This is a genomic window from Niastella soli (assembly GCF_017742245.1).
GTDB classification, from domain to species: domain Bacteria; phylum Bacteroidota; class Bacteroidia; order Chitinophagales; family Chitinophagaceae; genus Niastella; species Niastella soli.
Map to the genome: position 1 here is coordinate 1,128,892 of NZ_JAGHKO010000004.1, position 20,874 is coordinate 1,149,765.

General features: G+C 45.7%; 14 protein-coding genes. 4 read left to right on the plus strand and 10 right to left on the minus strand.

The window, feature by feature from the left end:
* Nucleotides 1–89 precede the first annotated feature (89 nt).
* Genes lnt through J7I42_RS19435 form a run of 3 tightly spaced genes read left to right on the plus strand, consistent with a single transcriptional unit; the run spans nucleotide 90 to nucleotide 5,920 of the window.
* Nucleotides 90–1,550: an apolipoprotein N-acyltransferase gene (gene lnt, locus J7I42_RS19425; protein WP_209140511.1), complete on the plus strand. Its 1,461-nt coding sequence runs from the start codon at nucleotides 90–92 to the stop codon at nucleotides 1,548–1,550.
* Nucleotides 1,547–3,481 carry a DUF5005 domain-containing protein gene (locus J7I42_RS19430; RefSeq protein WP_209140512.1) on the plus strand — a complete coding sequence of 645 codons (1,935 nt, stop codon included), beginning with the start codon at nucleotides 1,547–1,549 and terminating at the stop codon, nucleotides 3,479–3,481. The genes lnt and J7I42_RS19430 overlap by 4 nt, the downstream gene beginning before the upstream one ends.
* Before the next feature lie 60 nt (nucleotides 3,482–3,541).
* Nucleotides 3,542–5,920, plus strand: coding sequence for an alpha-L-rhamnosidase-related protein (locus J7I42_RS19435; protein WP_209140513.1), 2,379 nt, complete (start codon nucleotides 3,542–3,544; stop codon nucleotides 5,918–5,920).
* Nucleotides 5,921–5,976: 56 nt separating this feature from the next.
* On the opposite strand, the gene J7I42_RS19440 is transcribed toward J7I42_RS19435, so the two are convergent.
* From J7I42_RS19440 to J7I42_RS19470, 7 genes are all read right to left on the minus strand, one after another.
* Nucleotides 5,977–7,878: an arylsulfatase gene (locus J7I42_RS19440; protein ID WP_209140514.1), complete on the minus strand. Its 1,902-nt coding sequence runs from the start codon at nucleotides 7,876–7,878 to the stop codon at nucleotides 5,977–5,979.
* A gap of 42 nt (nucleotides 7,879–7,920) precedes the next feature.
* A complete protein-coding gene (locus J7I42_RS19445) occupies nucleotides 7,921–9,399 on the minus strand; it encodes a RagB/SusD family nutrient uptake outer membrane protein (protein ID WP_209140515.1) in 1,479 nt (492 codons plus the stop codon).
* 21 nt (nucleotides 9,400–9,420) lie between these two features.
* Complete coding sequence (locus tag J7I42_RS35425; RefSeq protein WP_209140516.1) at nucleotides 9,421–11,028, minus strand: SusC/RagA family TonB-linked outer membrane protein; 1,608 nt, start codon at nucleotides 11,026–11,028, stop codon at nucleotides 9,421–9,423.
* Nucleotides 11,007–12,581: a SusC/RagA family TonB-linked outer membrane protein gene (locus J7I42_RS35430; protein ID WP_209140517.1), complete on the minus strand. Its 1,575-nt coding sequence runs from the start codon at nucleotides 12,579–12,581 to the stop codon at nucleotides 11,007–11,009. Before J7I42_RS35430 ends, J7I42_RS35425 begins: the two co-directional genes overlap by 22 nt.
* A gap of 509 nt (nucleotides 12,582–13,090) precedes the next feature.
* Nucleotides 13,091–13,921 (minus strand): SDR family NAD(P)-dependent oxidoreductase, encoded by an 831-nt coding sequence (locus tag J7I42_RS19460; RefSeq protein ID WP_209140518.1) that lies wholly within the window; start codon nucleotides 13,919–13,921, stop codon nucleotides 13,091–13,093.
* A gap of 258 nt (nucleotides 13,922–14,179) precedes the next feature.
* A complete protein-coding gene (locus J7I42_RS19465; protein WP_209140519.1) occupies nucleotides 14,180–15,061 on the minus strand; it encodes a phytanoyl-CoA dioxygenase family protein in 882 nt (293 codons plus the stop codon).
* A 431-nt stretch (nucleotides 15,062–15,492) separates the two neighbouring features.
* Nucleotides 15,493–16,305 carry a hypothetical protein gene (locus J7I42_RS19470; RefSeq protein ID WP_209140520.1) on the minus strand — a complete coding sequence of 271 codons (813 nt, stop codon included), beginning with the start codon at nucleotides 16,303–16,305 and terminating at the stop codon, nucleotides 15,493–15,495.
* A 320-nt stretch (nucleotides 16,306–16,625) separates the two neighbouring features.
* On the opposite strand from J7I42_RS19470, the gene J7I42_RS19475 reads away from it, so the two are divergent.
* Nucleotides 16,626–16,925, plus strand: coding sequence for a hypothetical protein (locus tag J7I42_RS19475; protein WP_209140521.1), 300 nt, complete (start codon nucleotides 16,626–16,628; stop codon nucleotides 16,923–16,925).
* Between the two features lie 8 nt (nucleotides 16,926–16,933).
* Here the strand turns inward: J7I42_RS19475 and J7I42_RS19480 are convergent, their stop codons facing one another.
* Genes J7I42_RS19480 through J7I42_RS19490 form a run of 3 tightly spaced genes read right to left on the minus strand, consistent with a single transcriptional unit; the run spans nucleotide 16,934 to nucleotide 20,854 of the window.
* Nucleotides 16,934–18,499 carry an ABC transporter permease/substrate-binding protein gene (locus tag J7I42_RS19480; protein WP_236065546.1) on the minus strand — a complete coding sequence of 522 codons (1,566 nt, stop codon included), beginning with the start codon at nucleotides 18,497–18,499 and terminating at the stop codon, nucleotides 16,934–16,936.
* On the minus strand, nucleotides 18,499–19,476 hold the full coding sequence (locus J7I42_RS19485; RefSeq protein ID WP_209140523.1) for an ATP-binding cassette domain-containing protein: 978 nt from the start codon (nucleotides 19,474–19,476) through the stop codon (nucleotides 18,499–18,501). Before J7I42_RS19485 ends, J7I42_RS19480 begins: the two co-directional genes overlap by 1 nt.
* Nucleotides 19,469–20,854: a mercuric reductase gene (locus J7I42_RS19490; protein ID WP_209140524.1), complete on the minus strand. Its 1,386-nt coding sequence runs from the start codon at nucleotides 20,852–20,854 to the stop codon at nucleotides 19,469–19,471. The genes J7I42_RS19485 and J7I42_RS19490 overlap by 8 nt, the downstream gene beginning before the upstream one ends.
* Between the last annotated feature and the right edge of the window lie 20 nt (nucleotides 20,855–20,874).

A 20,874-nucleotide genomic window follows, 5' to 3' on the forward strand; every position in this document is an offset into this window, starting at 1 on the left:
ATAACGCAAATTCGTGCTGATAAAAAAGTATTCTAATTCAATATTTAGCACTTACTTTTAGTCTATACATCCTTGCTGATTGCCTGCTTATGAACCGTTATACACCAAAAGGAGGAGCTATTATCGCTGGCCTGTGCCTGTTTGTTGCCGTGCAACAGGCGGTGTTTATGTTGGGCTGGGTAGCATTGGTCCCGTTGTTCATAACACTATTTGGCAGATCGTCGCTTTCCCCTTTCCGGGCCGGACTCATTACCGGCGCCACCTTCTGCTGTTGCGCCTTTTCCTGGATGATAACAGGGATCCCTGCTTTTACCGGATTAGCTTCCATTTATGGGGTGGCCGCGTTCCTGTTATGCACCGGGCTGTTTTCGCTCGGTTGCGCATTTGTATTACGATTAGCTTTTCTTATACCCAATCCACTTTATATAGCAGCTGTTTGGACACTGGCAGAAGTTGTATTGCAATGGCTGGCGGGCAGTTTGCCCTGGTTCCTTTTTCATGCCGGCAACGCGCTTTCAGCAAATCTGTACGCCATACAACCGGTATCTGTAATGGGGGTTACGGGGTGCAGTTTTGTAATAGTACTGGCAAATGCCCTTATTGCAAAAGCGATCGCACAACGCCGCTATAAACTATTGTGGTTTCCATTATCGCTATTTGTTGTTTTTATGTGCTGGGGCTGGTTGCTGCTGATGCTGTTTGAACGTTCTCAGCCCAATGTCACCCAACAACCTACTTTTAAACTGGCTATTCTACAGCCGCACATACCGCCTGAGGCCCAATGGGACCAGGCGAATGGCAATGCACTGGTGCAACAGTTATTGCAACAGGAACGCCAGTGTGTAGCACAACACCCCCAGGTAATTTTATGGGGGGAATCGGCTATCCCCTGGACCTACTCGCACACCGACGACCTGGTACAGGAACTACTGCGCACCTCCGACCCAGCTACCATCACGCATGTCCTGGGCATGAACACCGCCCTTTCAAATGACGTTGTCGGTAACTCGGCCTATTGTTTATTACCCGGAGGAAAACTGGCAGGCCGCTACGATAAAGTAACCCCGCTGTTGTTTATTGAACAACCCTGGCAGGGATGGTTACTCCCCTTCTTTTCTGCCAATGGGTACGCGGTATTCCCAGGCAACAATCATTTACCCCTGCGCACCCCGTATGGGAAGGCAGGTATACTTATCTGTAATGAATCGGCATTGCCGGGGGCCGCGGCAGTAACCGTTCGCCAGGGCGCACAATTTCTATTGAACCTGAGTAACGATGGCTGGTTCCGGGAAACGTACCTCGTAAAAAGTCATTTTTATAATGCACGCCTTAGGGCGGTGGAAACGCGTAAAGACCTTGCCATTAATAGCAGCAATGGCCGGTGCGGACTGATCCATGCATCGGGCCGCATCGATGAGGCTGATCTGGTTACCATTCATCCCAATAATATTGAACCCATCGCCGTACGTTTTCCTGCCCTTCCCATTTGCCTTTGTTTTATTGTACTGATCACCACCATTATCATACACCAGAAAACCAAAATAACATGAGATCAAAACGATTACTTGCTGTATGCCTGTTGCTGCTTATCTGCGGCAGCCAGGCCGTTGCCAACTTTAGCCAGGCCCATTGGCGCTGGCGCAAAGACAATGGCACTGAAAATAAAGCTACCTGGATCAGTCCCCAGGACTTTCCTGCTACCATCGCCTTTGTAGCCGGTTCACCAGTACGCCTTCGCATAGAGGTGTATAACAGTCTTACCAATACGGAGACCGGCACCGTTAACCTGCAATACCAGCGCGGCAGCGCCGGTGCGTGGACGACCATTAATACCACCACTGCCGGACATGATTTTGTAATGGCCGGCTCCAGTGCCTATGTCGCAGACAAACAAGCGACCACCCTGCAGATCAGGGACGATGGCGCCGGCACCTTTACCGGCGGCAAGGTGCTGGTAAATACCTGGCAATTCACCGATACCATCAATGCGGGCACCAAAAAAGAATACGAATGGTGTATAAAACCAACAACTTCCTTATCGAAGGACAGCATTTATCAATTCCGGTTATTATTCACTGGTAGCCAGGACGCATTCAATTACGGTTCACCGGCGCCGAATATGATGTTGCGCGCCAACACCACCATTCCCGGCAATGCCGGTATTTATAAGGACCCGCAGGTGACCGCCTTTTTCGACAGAAAGACCGGCTGGATTGCCAGTGATGGCGCCCTTACGATCCCGTTATCAGACGGACGTGTTTTGTGGGCCATGAATGATAGCTACATCGACCACCTGGATACCGTGGCCGGCACTACGCCCTGTTTGTTCCAGGTAAGAAATGCCGCGCTGGTGCAGCCCTTGGGCAACTGGAACTGGACAGCTACCAGCACCCGCATTGGTACCAGTTCGGGCATCCCCAGTTTGTTCAAGAACAATACCGATGACAACTATCTGCTATGGCCAACCGGTGGCTACCAGAATGGCGACACCGTGTATGTGTATAACAGCAATATAAAGAACAGCAATGAAGGGCTTGGTTTTACCAGGGGCGGCAACGACTTCCTGGGTAAAATGATCATGCCCAGTCTTGCCGTAACGGGCTTTGATGCCTTGCAAAACTTTAATGACATCACCTTCGGTATAGGCTTCGACACCAACGAGCCGGACAGCTATATTTATACCTGGGGCGTACAGGGTGCATTTATCACCAGCAATATTGTAGTGGCACGTTTTCCCCGCAACAATCCCCGGGCCCCCTGGTCATTCTGGAATGGCTCAGCCTGGGATACCGCTATTTCACACATTGCCCCTGTTACCACCGGTGCTTCAAACGGCGTATATGTGGCCAAAGTGCGTAATAAATATGTGGCACTTAGTACGGAATTCAGCGTAAGCTGCGATGCCGGCACCCGCATCTATGTAGCCACCAGTAACAGCATTACCGGTCCGTTCACCAACAGAAAAGTGTTGTATACCATACCGGATAATGAGTTGGGACATACACCATTCTTTTATGCACCGGCCCTTCATCCTGAATACATCAATGCAAACAATGAGATCCTCATTACCTATGACATCAATACTTTTAGCAACTGCGTACCGGCCTGTATCAATAATGGGTTTAATCCTGATTATTATCGGCCACGCGGATTGCGCGTGCCATTGAGCCTGATAGATTCCAGTATCTCCTTATCTGGCGCACGAACTGTTGTTATACCAGTACATGGTGGCCGGGTTACGGTTTATCCCAACCCTACTCATTCGTGTATTACTGTATCTCTGAAAGACTTCAAAGGAAGAGCTGCCAATCTGGTCTTGCGTACCACAGAAGGCCAGGCCGTTTACAGAAACAAAGTAGCGGTCAGCGGTGCTTCGGCCAATTTAACCGTTAACTTACCTATAGGATTAAAACCCGGCACGTACGTGCTACAGGTACAAAACGAGGAATACAGCCAGGTAACCAAAGTAATGTTACAATAAAGTAATATAAAGGCGTGTCACGGTTTCAAACCGTGGCACGCTTAATAATATAGTCACCAAATGAAATGCACATTCACGCTTATCATTACCGTAGTAAGTTTATTCATTAGCGCATCCGCACACCCAACACCCAGACCGGCGGCCAACAGCAACACCCCCTCGCCAGTTGCCTGGAACGCCAGCTGGATTGCAGCCCCCGGCGATGATGGGCGTGAATATGGGATCTATTATTTTAGAAAACATCTGGAACTGGCAACCAAACCAGCCAGTTTCCTCATACATGTCTCTGCCGACAATAGGTATAAGCTATATGTGAACGACAGCCTGGTATCGTTGGGGCCGGCACGAGGTGACCTGTATAACTGGAATTATGAAACAGTTGACCTGGCGCCATTCCTGGTTTCAGGAAAAAATACCATTGCAGCCATTGTTTGGAATGAAGCCGATTACCGGCCAGAAGCGCAGCTGAGTTTCCGCACTGCTTTTATTGTTCAGGGAAACTCCAAAGCAGAAGAATTACTTAATACCAATAACAGCTGGAAATGTATGCGCGACAAGGCCTACCAACCCATCGCAGGATTTTTTGCCGCTACTGTTGGGGAGTTTGTAGACAGGAATAAGACCATCAACCACTGGATGAGCACCACGCTTGATGACAGTGCCTGGCCCTTTGCCAACAACCTCATTGGCGGACAGCCAAAAGGGCAATCAGATGGCTTTGGATGGATGCTGGTACCTTCACCATTGCCACCCCGGGAAATGACCTATCAACGCATTCCGGTTTGCCGCAAAGCCACAGGTATCACTATGCCATCCGGTTTCCCCGCCAATAAAACAGCTGTAACCATTCCGGCAAATACCACCGCAACTTTACTGCTCGACCAAACCTTTCTTACCAATGCCTATGTAACCCTGCATTTCAGCAAAGGAAAAAATGCCGGCATCTCGCTTCGGTATGCAGAATCACTGGTGACTGAATTCACCCAATACGGCGCCCGTAAGGGAAACCGCAATGAGGTGGAGGGAAAGCTCTTTTCCGGGCGGAAGGACAGCCTGGTATCTGATGGCAGCGATGACCAGGTATACACCAATCTTAACTTCCGTACTTATCGCTATATACAGTTACTGGTACAAACACAGAATGACCCATTGGTGATCGATGATCTGTTCGGCACCTTTACCGGGTATCCATTTCAACAACCTTCCACCTTTGTTACTACCGATACTGGCATCAACAAAATACTGGAAACAGGCTGGCGAACTGCCCGCTTAAATGCCTGGGAAACGTATACCGACTGTCCTTATTACGAGCAGTTGCAATACATTGGCGATACCCGGGTACAGGCCATGATCACCTATTACAACAGCGCCGATAACCGGTTGCCCCGTAACGCCATTGAGTTAATGGACCATTCCCGGTTAACAGACGGCGTTACCCTTAGCCGGTACCCATCAAAGGGCACACAGATCATTTCCACTTTTTCGTTGTGGTATATTGGGATGTTGCACGATTACTGGATGTACCGCGGCGACAGCAATTTCATCAGCAGCAAACTGGCCGGCGCCAGGGAGATCCTTTCCTTCTTCAGTAAATACCAGACAGCCGATGGTTCATTAAAAAATACGCCGTACTGGACATTTGTAGACTGGGCCAATGGGCAAAACTGGTTTGTAGGATCTCCACCAAAAGGAACAGATGGCAGCTCCGCCATTCTTGACCTGCAATTGTTATGGGCCTATCAATGGGCCGCCGGTCTGGAAAACAAATTAGGCATCCCTTACTATGCCAATCACTATAGCCAGCAAGCAGCACGGTTAAAACAAACCATTCAACGTAAATACTGGAATGCGGCACATGGGTTATTTGCTGACACCAGGGAGCAAAACAGTTTTTCCCAACATACCAATTCGCTGGCCATCCTGACCGGTATGCTGAACAAAGCAGCTATGACAGCAGTGGCCAACCGAATGCTGACCGACAGCACGCTTACGCAATGCACCATTTATTTTAAGTATTACCTGCATCAGGCCCTTGTTAAAGCAGGATTGGGTGATAACTATATGGATTGGCTGGGCATCTGGTATAAAAACCTGGCAGCCGGGTTAACCACCTGGACGGAAGACAGCAACATAGACTATACCCGCAGCGACTGCCATGCCTGGGGCAGCAGTCCAAATATTGAATTTTTCAGAACGGTGCTGGGTATCGACAGCGATGCACCAGGATTTAGTAAAATAAAAATAGAACCACATGTAGGCAAACTCATCAACCTGGCTGGTGAAATACCCCATCCCAATGGAAGTATTTCCGTTCACTATCAATTACAAAAAGGCAAATGGACGATGCGCATTAACCTGCCCATCAAAAAATCGGGTACCCTGATCTGGAAAGGAAAAGTCTACCCATTGAAGGCCGGTGAGAACAAGGTGATAATATAAAGTAAGCGTGCCATGGTTTGAAACCGTGGCACGCATTTTCTGTACTGGTTTTTCATCTATTTTTTTGCAGCGTTGCCTTCATTTCCAGTGGTAGTACTGGCAGCTGTCTGTTTCGCCGCCTGCGCTCTTCTCTTCCACACATCAGCCCAGTCGATCAATGGATAGATATTGTATTTTTTCGCCGTTACATCAAAAAGCCCCTGTAGCTCTTTTAACTTTTCCGGGTACTTTTTAGCCAGATCTGTCCGTTCATTAAAATCATCATTCAGGTTGTACAATTCCCATACATCTTTATCGAAATTGCGTTCAACGGAATCTTTACCCGGCAACACATTGATGTCTATATAATCCGGGTGGTGTGCAGCAGCGGCTTTCCAGCCATCTTTATAAATAGCCCGGGAACCGAAAATATAGTAATACTGTTCTGTATGACGGCTTTGTGCAGTGGCATTATCCAGTGAATAATACAACGAGGTACCCTGCAGTGTATCCTGTTTAATGCCTTTGATCTTCTCCGGTAATGAAAGCCCGGCAAATTCCAACGTGGTCGGCAGAATATCAACCACATGTCCGTATTGATTTCTGACACCGCCTTTATCCTTTATGCCTTTGGGATAAAAGATGATCAGTGGATTGTGCGTACCACCTTCAGCATTGGCATCCTGTTTCCAGTATTTGAAAGGCGTATTGGTTGCCTGTGCCCAGCCAAGCGGATAATTGGTATTTGATCCGGAAGGCGTACCTATTTCACCAATTTTTTCCAGGTTGCTCTTAAACTGTTCTTCATCGGAGACCTTACCACCCAGCGGTCCCCTGTTGAGCACGCCCTGGAAGGTCCCTTCTTTACTGGCGCCATTGTCGCCAATGATCACAAAGAACAAGGTATTGTCCAGTTGTTTTATTTCTTTTAAGTGATCAACAATACGGCCCACCTGCGCATCGATGTACGTAAGGTAAGCGGCATATATTTCCATAAAACGGGCATACACTTTCTTCTGATCAGGGGTTAAGGTATTCCATGCCTTTATATATTGATTGCGGGTTGGCAATTGCGCAGTGGCGGGAATAAGTCCCAGCTTTTTCTGATTAGCGATCACTTTATCGCGATATACATCCCAGCCTTCATCAAATTTCCCTTTGTACAGATCAGCCCATGATGGCGGCACCTGATGAGGCGCATGGGTAGCACCGGGCGCATAGTACAGGAAGAAAGGTTTATCAGGGGCTGCTTTTTTTTGTTTTGAGATATAACTGATAGCCTTATCCGTAATGGTCTCATTCAGGTTCCTGCCATCAGGAGTTATATGTGCATTATCTTCTACCAGGTCAGGTTTGTACTGATCGGTTTGCGATCCCAGGAAACCATAGAAATGATCGAACCCTTTGCCGGATGGCCAGCGATCAAAGGGGCCTGCATCGGTTGCATCTTCATCGGGTGTTACACCATATTTGCCCACGGCAAAGGTGTTATAACCGTTCTCGCGAAGTATTTCCGCCACCGTTCCCTTATCGGCAGGGATCCGGCCATCCCAACCGGGAAACCCAGCCGACAATGCTGTATGAGCAAATCCGCCCATATGCACGGAGTGCTGGTTGCGCCCTGTTAATAAAGCAGCCCGGGTAGGTGCACAGATAGCGCATGTGTGAAAGTTGGTATAGCGTAAACCCTGGTTGGCCAAACTATCGAATGTAGGCGTAGGGATCAATCCGCCAAAAGCGCTGGCGGCGCCAAAGCCAACATCGTCGAGCAGTACCCATACAATATTGGGCGAACCGGCTGGTGCTTTAACCGCAGGCTGCCACCATTCTTTTGAATCGGCATAGGTTTTACCCACTACGCCCTGGTAAGACTGGGGAGCTGTTTGCGCCTTACCATCAAATGGCAGCGCAGTAATACCCGCAAGCATTGAGGAGACCAATACCATTTTGGTTACCCCGTTGATTTTGTGAAAATGCATGTTGATGTATTTAATGATTGATGAATTAAGTTTTGTTAGTTTTTACCACCCCGGATTTTGGGTTAAACCGGCCAGATCAATTTCAACCTGTGGTATAGGATATAGTGTGTCTTTAAGCGCCGCACCTGTTTTAGCCGGGAACTTTTTCAACGCATCGAACAAATAACTGCCGCCTCTTCTCGACAGATCGAACCAGCGGTTCCCCTCCAGGATAAATTCTTTTCTTCTTTCATGGAAAACAGAATCCCGGAAAGCAGTCTGCGATAATCCTGTTGTAAGATTGGCAATACCGGCTCTTGTTCTCACCTTATTGATGGCAGTATAGGCATCTGTGGTGGGACCGCCATTGAGTTCATTCAGGGTCTCAGCATATAAAAGCAATACATCGGCATAACGGATCACCGGAGTATTCAATCCGCTTTGTGCCTGACTGGTCAAGGGAGATACACTGTAATCGATGAACTTATTCCACCGGGGTGCGCCAAAATTTATGGTTTGTCCGGTTGACGTATTTAACAGCGTAGTAAAAAAGGTAACACCCCGCCGCGTATCGCTGGCATCGAAGAGCTGATATACAGTACTATCGGCCGGAATATCGCCAGGATAAACCGCCGGGTTAAACGAACTAAAGCTTCCTGAACTGATAAACTGGGTACTGTTTTTGGCGCCCAGGTTGGTTTCAAATTGTACAGAGAAAACATGCTCTACCCCATTCTTTGTAGCCTTTTGAAAAGCATCTTTAAAATTGGCAAACAGGTTATATCCATACCCCCCGGTGGCATTCGTAAATGTTCCGGCAGTTATTACTTTTTGCAATTCAGCAAGCGCGTTCGGCCAATCCCGCCTGGTCACATATACTTTTGCCAGTAAGGCATGCGCAGCGCCGCTGGTAGCCCTCCCTATGTCGGCCCCGGAATATGACTTTGGTAAATTGAATCCTTCCTTCAGATCGGCAACGATCTGCTGATAAACACTATCCTTTGATGTTCTGCCGGTCTTTAAATTGTTTACATCAACCGTGGTGGGGTCATGCAATACCAGGGGCACATCCCCGAATAAACGTACCAGGTTAAAATACAACAGGGCCCTTACAAACCGGGCTTCGCGTACCAGGCGTTCGCGCAGTGTGGTATCTATAGACATACCTGCTACATTATCTACAGCCACGTTCGCCCTGCTGATGCCATAATAATGTTGCTGCCAGATCTTTCGTACCCGGTCATTTGCCGGTACATAAGTAGTTGTTCCCAATGCCCGTACATCCGGATTGGTATTGCTGGGACTGAACACCAACTCATCGCCTCCATTACAGGTAAGCAGGTTAAGATTACGGCCGTAAATAGGGAAATCACCGGCCGGGTCGCTGTTCAATGTACTATACACCGCACTAACGGCGGCAAGCGCATCAGCAGGTGTTTTATAAAACTGACCGGCCACGGTTACAGAAGCGGGGTCTTCTGTGAGTTTGTTGCAGGATAGCAGTAAACCTGCTGCAACAACTCCATATATGATTCGTTTCATTATTGCGGTTTTAAAGAGCGTTTAAAAAGTAATATTTACACCCGCCAGAAAAGTTCTGGTAGCAGGATAAATGCCATAATCTATTCCCTGCTTGGTATTGTCGTTATCGTAAAAATTCACTTCGGGATTATACCCCGTATAATGCGTGAGGGTAATCAGGTTTTGCGCAGAAACATATACCCGCAACTGTTTGGCCCGGACCTTTGAACTAATGGTGGCAGGAAAGTTGTAACCCAGGGTGATGTTTTTGAGTTTGGCATAAGAACCATCTTCAATATAGCGGTCGGTAACCTGCGGTACCGGCGAATTGGTGGCCCGGGCAATGGTACCATTGGGGTTTGTTGTACTATACCTGTTTAACAAGGCAGCCGAAGCGTTCAATGAGATGGTAGGAATTTCCAGCTTCTGTTGTAACAGGTTAAACAATTTGTTACCAAAAGAACCCTGGATAAAAAACGACAGATCGAAATGCTTCCAGGAAACATTATTTGAAAAGCTGGCCGTGAATGTTGGCTGTGCACTTCCCAGGTTGTGTTTATCGGCAGTGGTAATAAACCCATCGCCTGTGTTGTCAATATATTTTGTATCGCCCACCTGTTGCGATACACCAGCCAGCACAGGCACGCCTTTGGTCAGGTCTTCAGCGGTTAACAGTCCATTGGTTGAATATCCCCAAAAGGTACCCACAGGCAATCCCACCTGTACTATGACCGGCGACACCTGACCAGTAGGTGCTATGGGAAAAAAGCTGGAACTTTCCCCGAGGTTCAATACTTTATTCCGGTTTGCCGCTATTAAAAAAGTTGAGCGCCAGGTGAAATCCTGGCTTTTAATATTTTCGGTACTTAGTCCCAATTCAAATCCTTTATTCTCCACACTGCCCACATTCTCTAACTGACTGGCATATCCGGTATATAATGGAAAAGGCACATACAGCAGCAGATCGGTTGTCTTTTTATAATACGCATCAAAAGTGACATTTATACGATTGTTAAATAAACCGAGATCAACACCGGCATTGTACTGGCTAGTGGTTTCCCATTTCAGATCAGGATTGGCTAACTGAACCGGCGCAATACCCGTTACCAGGGTATTGTTGAAATAATAGTTGGTGGGCGCCAGTGCGGCCAGTGAACTATAAGGCGGCACTTCGGAATTACCGGTCTTACCGGCCGTTACCCGTAATTTAAGGTTGCTGATATACCGGTCGAACCGCTGAAAGAAATCCTCTTTGTTTATATTCCATGAAATGCCAATGGAAGGAAAATAGCCCCATTTGTTGTTTGCCCCTAACCGTGAGGAGCCATCGGCGCGTTCAGACAAGGTGATGTTATATTTATGTAGGTAAGAATAATTCACCCTTGCCAGAAAAGAATTCAGGGTCGATTGGTGCGCATCGGAGAGGGACAACACCGCCGATCCGGCATACGACAGATTATTATAAGTGGTAAGGTCGTTAGGGAATTTCTGGGAGCTGGCTACTGCGGATTCATCTTTTGAAAACTGCGTGGTATAGCCAGCCAGTACATTCAGGAAATGTGTATTTTGCCAGGTATGGTCCCAGGTAAGGGTATTTTCATTCAACCAGGAAACAGCGGCCACCGTACCTACAGAACCATAACCACCCATTGTATAACCATTCGAAGAACCGGCCGGTGAATTGGTGTAGGCGCATAATAATTCTGTTTGGTATTCAGGATATCGACGCCGCCGGTGATCTTAAGCACCAGCTCCTTTAGTATTTTATATTCGGCAGAAGCGCTTCCCATAACCCGGGTAAGATAACTACGGTTGGTAGTAGCTACTATATCCTGTAATGGATTGGTGGGCGAAGCGGTATACGGACTGGTAGTATTGTAAGTACCATCACCGTTCTTTATCAATGCTACGGGTGAAGACAATACCAGGCTGGGATAGGCGCCGCTGAAGTTAATACTGTTGTAGCCACTTCCTGTTAATTTATCTTCCAGCGACCGGCTGCCGAAAATATTGGCAGCCACCTTAAACCGGTCGGTCACATTCCTTTCGTAGTTGATGCGTGCCGAATACCGCTTAAACCCTGAATTCAACACCGTCCCCTGTTGATTAAAATAATTCCCGGAAATAAGGTAGCGCGATTTGTCATCGCCACCCGCAAGGGATAATTCATGGTTTTGTACTGGCGCATCCCTCAGCGCGGAACTTTGCCAGTCAGATCCATCGCCTGCAGCAGCAATTGCCGAATCGGTGAATGTTTTGGGTTTACCATCACTGAGATTGATATCGTTTACCAGCGATGCCCACTGAGCAGCATTTAAAAGGTCCAGCTTTTTAGACACCTGTTGTTCACCGTAATAAGCACTATAATTAAATTCGTCGGTGCCCTTTTTTCCCCGGCGGGTAGTGATCACCACAACCCCATTGGCACCGCGTGAGCCATAGATGGCAGTTGCCGAGGCGTCTTTCAGTATCTCAATTGATTCAATATCGCTGGGGTTAATAGTGGCCAGCGCATTCACACTGGCGCCATTGGAAGCGCCTGTATTGGTAAAGCTGTTATTGTTGTAAATGATAAACCCGTCAATAACATACAAGGGTTCATTGCCGAAAGTGATGGAATTGCCACCACGCACCCGTATGGTGGCTGTACTGCCAGGTTGCGCTGAACTTTGCGTTACCGCCACACCGGGCACCGCTCCCTGTATGAGGTTATCGAAAGAAACAGCAGGCTGGGTAAGCAGGTTTTTGGGAACACTTGTAACCGCGCCAGCTACATCACTTCTTCTTTGCGTGCCATAGCCAACTACTACAACATCACTCAGCTGGGCATTACCTGGTTTTAAACGGATATCAACAGGCTTATAATCCTTCACGGTTATTTCCCGGGACTCATACCCCACATGGCTTACTTCATAAACAACGGGAATTTTTTGACCGGTAATAAAGGTGAATGCCCCTTCGTCATCGGCAACCACATGGTGCGTGGTGCCTTTAATATGCACCACTGCACCCGCCAGCGGTTCTTTTGTTCTGTCATCCACCACCTTGCCAACCAACTGCACATTATTGTTTTGGGCAGAGGCCGAAAGTGAGACAAGGGAAAGAAAAAGCATTGTCTGAACAGATAGTCGCAGCAATGCAGGGTCATTGACCGGCAATAGCTTGCCAGCAAGGTATTTTTTATACCTTTGAAACAGATTCATGTTAATGATGTTTTATCGTTAATGTAATCAGGATGAAGACCAGTAAGTGATTGGCGTTACGGACTGATCTCATCCCGGAACCGGTAGGAATTATTCTTACCGGTTTTTTTATTCTCTATTTGACTGACGTTTATTGGTTAATTACAATGCACGGCTATTCATTCATCTGGTGCGGAAGGGGTCAGAGGTTGTATGCAGGCAATCTTGTATCAGTATGGACAATTATCAGCGGAGTAAGTGTTAACAGCAACAACAACAGCATTCTTTTAACAGAATACTGCTATAAGATCCTGCCTGGGTGGCAGGTTGAAAAAAAATTATATTGTTCGAGGTAATTCCCATAACAATAGTATTGGTTTTAACATTTCCTGATACAAATATAATGAATTCATTTAGTCTACCAAATTAGTCGGAATAACAAACAAAAAAAAACAGCCTCGCCCCATAGCGATGGCTGTTACAGATACCTGACCAGGAATGATCAGCGTGTTACTATTTACGGGTTAGTGTTATTTTACTGCTAAATTTACCGGCGCAGGATCTAATGAGTTTACCTGTTGCACTGCCGGTTTATATATTTTGCCACCGATCTTTTCTACAAATGATTTGGGAAAGAACCGGGGGAAGAAGGCATGTAACTTGTTACTACGACCCGGAATGATCTCCACTTTTCCCTTAAATAAACCACGCACTGCGATCTTCCCAACCAGGTCGGGCGACATATTAAATCGTTCTGCCGTTTTTTTAACTTCATCCGACATGCGGGCCCGGTTCACAAAATCGGTATCGGTGCTACCAGGGATCAGCACGCTTACCGATACGGAAGAAGCTTTCAATTCAAACCGCAATCCCCTGGTAAACGATACAACAAAGGCTTTTGAAGCAGCATATACATTTAAATAGGGTACAGATTGAAAACAAGTAGTACTGCCAACATTCAACAAAAAAGACTGGCGGTGCTTTTTCAAAACAGGGATATAGGCATGCGACAGGGATACCTGTGCTTTTATATTCACGTCGATCATATTCAATTGTTCTTCCAGCGACAATTGTTCAAACGAACCGTTCAAACCATACCCCGCATTGTTAATCACAACCTGCAGTTCATTATGCCAGATGGAAGTCCATGAGGTTATGGTTTCCAGGGAACCGGCAACCGACAGATCGAGAGGCAGTGTATATACTATAGATCCGGATGTTGATTCCAGTTCCTCTTTTGTGGCAGCCAATGCAGCCCCATCTTTATCAATAAGCAAGAGGTTAAAACCCTGCCGCGCCAGTTCTCTGGCTATCCCTTTCCCAATACCTTTGGCTGCGCCAGTCACTAATGCATATGACATAATGTTTTATTTAATGGTACAAAAATGATCAACCTTCAATCGGCAATCGGCAATCGGTCTCGGCTCAGCCGAGAGCAATCGGCAATCGGCAATCTCCGACTAATAGCTAGTTTCGCTTTGGGCAATCGTGAAACGGCAGACGGCAGACGGCAGACGGTTCGCGACATTGGAAATTAATAACTTTCTTGCACCGCCAAAAACCTTCTACCTTCAATTCCCACACATCCCATTAATCCCAACCATCCCAGTTCAGACTTTCTACGCCCTCACCTCCTGTGCCTTCTCTGTATTCAGAGAAACAGCCACGCCGGCTAATTTAATGGCAGGTTTGGCTTTTAACTGCGCCAGGCGATGATAGAATGGAGTTGGACTATCCTTGTGTTTAGGTTGATATGCCCCGGTTATTATCGGAATATACATTACCCTTCTACGGCTTTTTTCACCGATATGAGGTGATTGTTGTACCCGGTGCCATAACCGGCCGTCGTGCACGGTTAAATCACCGGCCTCAATATCAAACCCAACTTCTTTTTTATCGGGGGTATTGTCAATAAAGTATTTCTTCCTGAATAACAACCGGAACAACCCCTGATTATGGGTACCCGGTAAAACCCGCAAGCCCCCATTCTCAAAAGGGCAATCATCCAGGTGAACGCCCACATTCAACATGGGTAAAATGCGGGAGCCTAAAAACAGGTCCCGCGGACTATCCGTATGCCAGCCCAGTTGTTTATACTGGCTGTTAATGGTGTTTACATAATGATTTACCACCAGGCCGTCCTTTTCATTTTCACCCACCCGGCCTTCATAAGCGCCCAGCAATTTTACAAGCGATTGGATACGGCCGTCATTTAAAAAATCATGTAGTTGTTGACTGTATTGTGAGGCAAACGCCAGGCGTTGAATAAAGGGACTACCCCATTCATCGTGCCCGAACTTAAGCGGAATGCCGTTGATCTTATCAATATTATTGCGAAGTAAATATTGTTGTACGCTTTCAATTTCTGCAATAAATCCGCGTACGGTTTCTTTGCTTATAAAATTCCTGAACTGGATAAAGCCGTATTTATTGAAATATGCGAGCTGTGTATCGGTAATAGTTTCTTCCAGGCGAAAAGCCTGCTGTTCAAACTTCTTCATATAAAAAGTTTTGCGAGGTAAATATAAACGCAGCTATGACCTTATGCAAGCCACAGATGCAAATAATGTATTACTAAAATGGAAACACCGGGACAAATGAGCTGGAGGAATTATTTCCCGGAAAAGTAATTAGCAACAGCAGGCACAACAACGGCCGGAAGTAGATTGAAGGACAATAACAAATGGAGCAGCTATTCGGATAGCCAGGCCCGGAGGCCACCAATCAGTCTTTGAAGTATAAGGTTCCATAAAGAGGATGTTTATTAGTCTACTATTTTCATAGGCTAATATACAAACATTCTTACAGCTTGCAAAAATCTTTCATTTTATTTCTTTCTTTTAACAATAAAAAAAGCCCCGCTTCGGAGCGATGGCTTTTACAATCTTTAATTAAAAACTAATTAGTTATGCTATAATCAGATAATGATCTCCTATTTATTATATGTTAGTTCCACCGCCACATAATTCTTTCCTTTTACCTGCATGGTGAGCGGATAGTCATCTTTATTATAGGTCCAAATGTATTCCGTCTGTTGGCCACTGCCATTTTCGCCTTTGACCGGATTGTTTACAGACCTGGTTGCAGCGGGAAATCCCCAAGCCATAAAAATGTAATTCAGCCTGGACAGGGTGCTGAAAAAGTTCTTTTTCTGGTCATACCCTACGCCCCTTGTCTGTAGTTGTGAAGGCCCAATAGCAGGGATAAGCGTATTCTCAAATTCATTGCCATCGCTATTGTAAGTAAGGATCGATTTTTGTAAAATGTTCATTGGCGGATTAGCCATGTTTAAATAGGTCCACGCTTCCCGCAATTGAGTGCCCGACCATTTATAGGTGATCAGAACGGTATCAATACCCCCATTGTTACCTGGACGGGTAAAATCCATGAACATCGTGTTGCCGCCATCAAAATACTTTATGGAATTTCTGAAAGTATCGGTACGATTATTAACTCCATAATATATTATAGTCGCTAACGAATCATCTGCATAAATATATTTTGAATCAGTCAATTTCGTTTTGAGGTTTGTTATAAGTGTAAGATGGCCGGCCGTATCATAAGAATAGGATACTGAATCCACTGTAACCTGCCCGCTAATTTCATAGCGTGTTATCTTTTTAACAAGTTGCAGCGGTCTGTTGTCAGGTGGATCCGGCGTTGGAACCGGATCATTAGAAGTCTTTTTACAGGAAAAGAAAGTACAGATCAATAAGGCTACAAAGGGCACGCAAATACGTTTCATTAGATAAGTTTGGAATGACAAGCTATAAAGAAAAATCAATCTCTGCAAATGGGATTCCTTGCTGCTCAACGAACCCGCACAGTTATCGCCTAAAACAACACGCTTTTTGCCAGAATCAACGCACCTGTCAAGTTACCTCCAATAAATTTTTTTATCTGAAAAAATGTGTTTACAGCGAATCCTTATACCGCTCTTATAGCTATCTCTTACTTGTATTAGTCTCATTGGTTGAAACAAATAATCTTTTACATTCGCGTAGCTATCGTGGGTAAACTATAACTTGCCAGATTTGCCAATTGACTTTTAACCTTAAATATTCGATGAAAAAGAAAAGCCTGTTAATCCTTTCCATTTTCACAATTATACTTTTTGGATATTTAACCATCACAACAGCAGAATTAAAGGGAGCGTCTGATGGTGACGACAATTACGGTTTCCCTTTAACATTTTTCAACAGAGTAAATGGATGTGACCCCTGTCCGCCAGATTCCGATCTGACAACATTTTATTTTTGGCCATTAATAGCCGACTTATTATTTGCAGCAACAATTTCTTTACTGGCCTGGGCAGTTCTTAGTAAAATAATAACCGTCATAAAAAATAAACAAAATGAGATATAAATCACCACTCACCTCTTCTTCACATAATTCACCAGATCACTGATTGAATGTACCTTTAATTCATTGGCCTGTCCTTTACGCATCATGAGCGCATACGTATTATTGAATCCTATTGGCTTCAACCAGCTGATCTGATACCGTTCCTGAAATTCCTTTTGTACATAATCATACACGGCATCTTTGTCCTGGTTCAGCAAGGCAACTTTATCTGCAGCCGGTTGCAGGATCACCAGCAAACCTGTACCGGTATATTCAGGATAGAGATCTATTTGATCGTTTGTCATGGCATCAAAGCATATTTTAGTACCGCCCAATCCTGTTTTGGTTTGCACACCCAAATCGCTGTACCCTTTTATAAGCTGGGTATACATACTCGCCAGAATATACTGTTCTGCAAAGATCTTTGACCCGATCCTGACCGTTGCATTTTTCCCATTACGCGGGATCTTATACAATCCCTGCTCCTTTAAAAAATCCCGGGCTATTTGTTCGGGTGCCTGATGCAGGTAATCTGCTTTATAATTCAAGGCTGTCATAAGGGAATCATTGATCCGCCCGGCCAGCAGATTCAGTATACTCATCAACTCAGGGTGTTGGTCCAGCGTTTGTTTTCGTATTATTGGTGCGCAATAATAAGGCGGAAAGATCTTTTTATCATCTGTAAGCGTCACCAGGTCAAAAGCTTTGATGCGGCCATCGGTACCGTATCCGCTGATCACATCCAGTTGTTTTTCCATGGCCGCTTTGTACATGACCGCGTCACTGATCACTACTGTTCGGATCTTCAGTCCGTATGTTTTTTTCAAACCCAGATACCCATCCTGCCTGCCCATAAACTCCGGCGTAAAACCGGCTAATAATCCACTGGCTCCCAATGAAGGCAACACATAAAAGGCAGACAGCAGCAATATAAGTGGGAATATTACAAAAACAACCCGGCCCCGTTTTATTGTCATATGCTGCAACCTCGCCAATAAAAAATCAAATAACAAAGCCAGTAATGCCGCAGGAATAGCGCCTGCCAGGATCATATCTGTATTATTTAACGAGATACCACCAAAGATAAATTCACCCAATCCTCCCGCTGCAATATAGGCGGCCAGGGTAGCTACGCCTACATTGATCACCGTAGCTATTCTGATCCCTGCAAGTATGACGGGCATTGCTAAGGGGATCTCCACTTTTAACAGCGTTTGTCTGTCGCTCATTCCGAGACCTGTCGCCGCTTCTTTTATATGCTTGTCTACATTTATTATACCGGTGTATGTGTTGCGGATGATTGGCAGCAAGGCATACAGGAACAATGCCACTATAGCTGGTCGCGGGCCAATGCCAAATACCGGGATCATAAAACCCAGTAAGGCAATGCTTGGGATGGTTTGCATAACGCCGGCAACCCCGAGCACTATACCAGCCAGTCTTGTCCTTCTTGAAATTATTATCCCCAGGGGAACACCTATTAAAATAGCTATCAATAACGAAATAAAGGTAAGGCCTGTATGTTGCAAGGTCTCATCAAGCAATTTCCCTGACTGTTCCTGTATAAAACTCCAGAATGTTTGCCTTTCTATCATCACTGGTTCCGTTGGTATTCACTGAATGCATATAAGATCCCTTCACTGGTAATTATTTTCTTATTGGAAGTATTGTCCTTTACAACCAGCATGGTCCTTTTTTCATGTTTATCCTTTATAAGCTGCATGGCTTTGGACAAACTGTATTCCGGTGTCACCTCCACTAAAAATACATCTTCCGGCGCGGGCTCATCAACAAGAAATTGCCAGACATCCGCCAACCTCACCACTATAAAGCATAGTTGAAGCCACGCTTCCGAAAAAAACTCCCTTACAAAATTATTATACGGACGAAAAAGCAGTTCAGCCGGTTTACCTGTTTGCATAATGCGACCATTATCCATCAAACAGATCCGGCTACCCATTTCAAATGCTTCCTGCACATCATGTGTTACCATTACAATTGTTTTCCTTTTTAATTCATCGAGTTGCGAAAACTCTTTTCGAATAGCAGTCCGGGTAATGGTATCCAGTGCGCCAAACGGTTCATCCATCAACAGGATCGGTGGGTCAGCCACGAGCGCACGGGCAAGATTAACCCGTTGCGCTTCTCCCCCGCTTAACTGAGCAGGATAAACATTCAAAAGACTGGATGAAAGATGTAATTTTTCAATCAATGTAACAATGCGGGTATTCGTTCTTACTTTATCCCATGAAAGCAGATTGGGGACCACGGCAATATTTTCAGCAACGGTATAGTGCGGAAAAAGGGTGTTATGCTGTACTACATACCCTATTTTTCTTCGCAGTTGTTCAGCGGGCTGATCGAGGATATTTTTTCCATTTACAATGATCGTCCCCTGCGTGGCATCAATAAGCCTGTTGATCATTTTCAGCGTAGTGGTCTTTCCGCAACCACTGGTGCCCAACAGGATGAAGTTTTCGCCTTCGTCAACAGTAAACGAAATATTGTTTACCGCCGGACGGTTTGCAAAAACCCTGGTAACCTGTTGCAGACTGACCATTACATTATTCATTTAGGCTCATGAATAAGTTATTAATAGATTCAGACCAGGCAGGATGCGCAAAAATGTTATCTTTTAACTGATCGCTGGTGACCTTTCCCAACATGGCTATTTGCAACAGTGACATTAATTCACCTGCGCCGAACCCTATAATGGCTACCCCCAGGATCAACTTGGTGTTGGCATCAACAACTACTTTCATAAATCCCCTGGTTTCACCTGTTTCAATACCCCGCGCAATATATGCCATAGGTAATTTAGCTATTTTATATGAGATTCCTTTGCGTTGTGCTTCTTCCTCAGTAATACCCACTCGTGCCAACTCGGGATCGGTAAAAACACAATATGGAACAAAGCGATCTTGTATAGTCATACTGGCATTTTCCAACAGGTTCTTTGATACCACCAGATAATCATTGTATGAGATATGGGTAAATGCAGGACCCGGTTTCACGTCTCCCAACGCATAGATCCCCGGCACATTGGTCTCCAGGCGATCGTTTACCTTTATAAATCCTTTATCATCGGTAATTACGCCGGTTATATCAAGGTTTAATGAATGGGTGTTGGGCGACCTGCCCGTGGCAATTAATAAATGAGTGCCTTCTATCTCAAAGTCTTTTCCTTCTGCGGTTACAGACACCGCTATTTTTTTACTGGCTGAAAGTTGCACACCCTGGAGCTTTACCCCCAGTTTGAATTCAATGCCTTCTTCTGACAAGATCTTTTTCATTTCATCTGCTACGTCGGGATCTTCTTTTGGCAGGAATCTTTGCGAAGGCTGTAGTATGGTTACCTTACTACCAAAGCGAAGGAACATTTGTCCAAACTCCAGGGCAATATACCCAGCGCCGATGATGATCAGGTGTTCGGGAATTTCCGCTAATTCCATAATGGTGGTTGAAGTGAGATAAGGCACCGACGACAGACCCCTGATCTCAGGGATGATTGTGGTGGCGCCTGCATTTATAAAGATCAGGTCGGCTTTATATTCCTTTACAGACCCGTCGCTCCCCTTCACCTTAACAACCTTACTGGCTGAAAAAGCAGCTTCGCCAGATACGATCTCTATATTTTTCTCATTCTGCAGCCGCTTTTCACCCCCGGATCGGAACATGGTCACTACTTTATTTTTCCGGGCAATAATTGCGGGAAGATCTACAGATACGGCACCTGTAGAGAAACCATATTCCCCGGACCGTTTAGCCTGATAGATATTCTTTGCTGAAGCTACCATTGTTTTTGTTGGTGTACATCCCCAGTTGATACAGGTGCCGCCGATCTCATTTTTCTCTATTAAGACCACCTTCTTCCCTTTGTGGGCCAGCTGTATGGCCAGTGGTGTAGCAGCCTGACCTGACCCTATAATAATAGCATCACATTGTTGCATAAACTATATTTTAAAAGCTG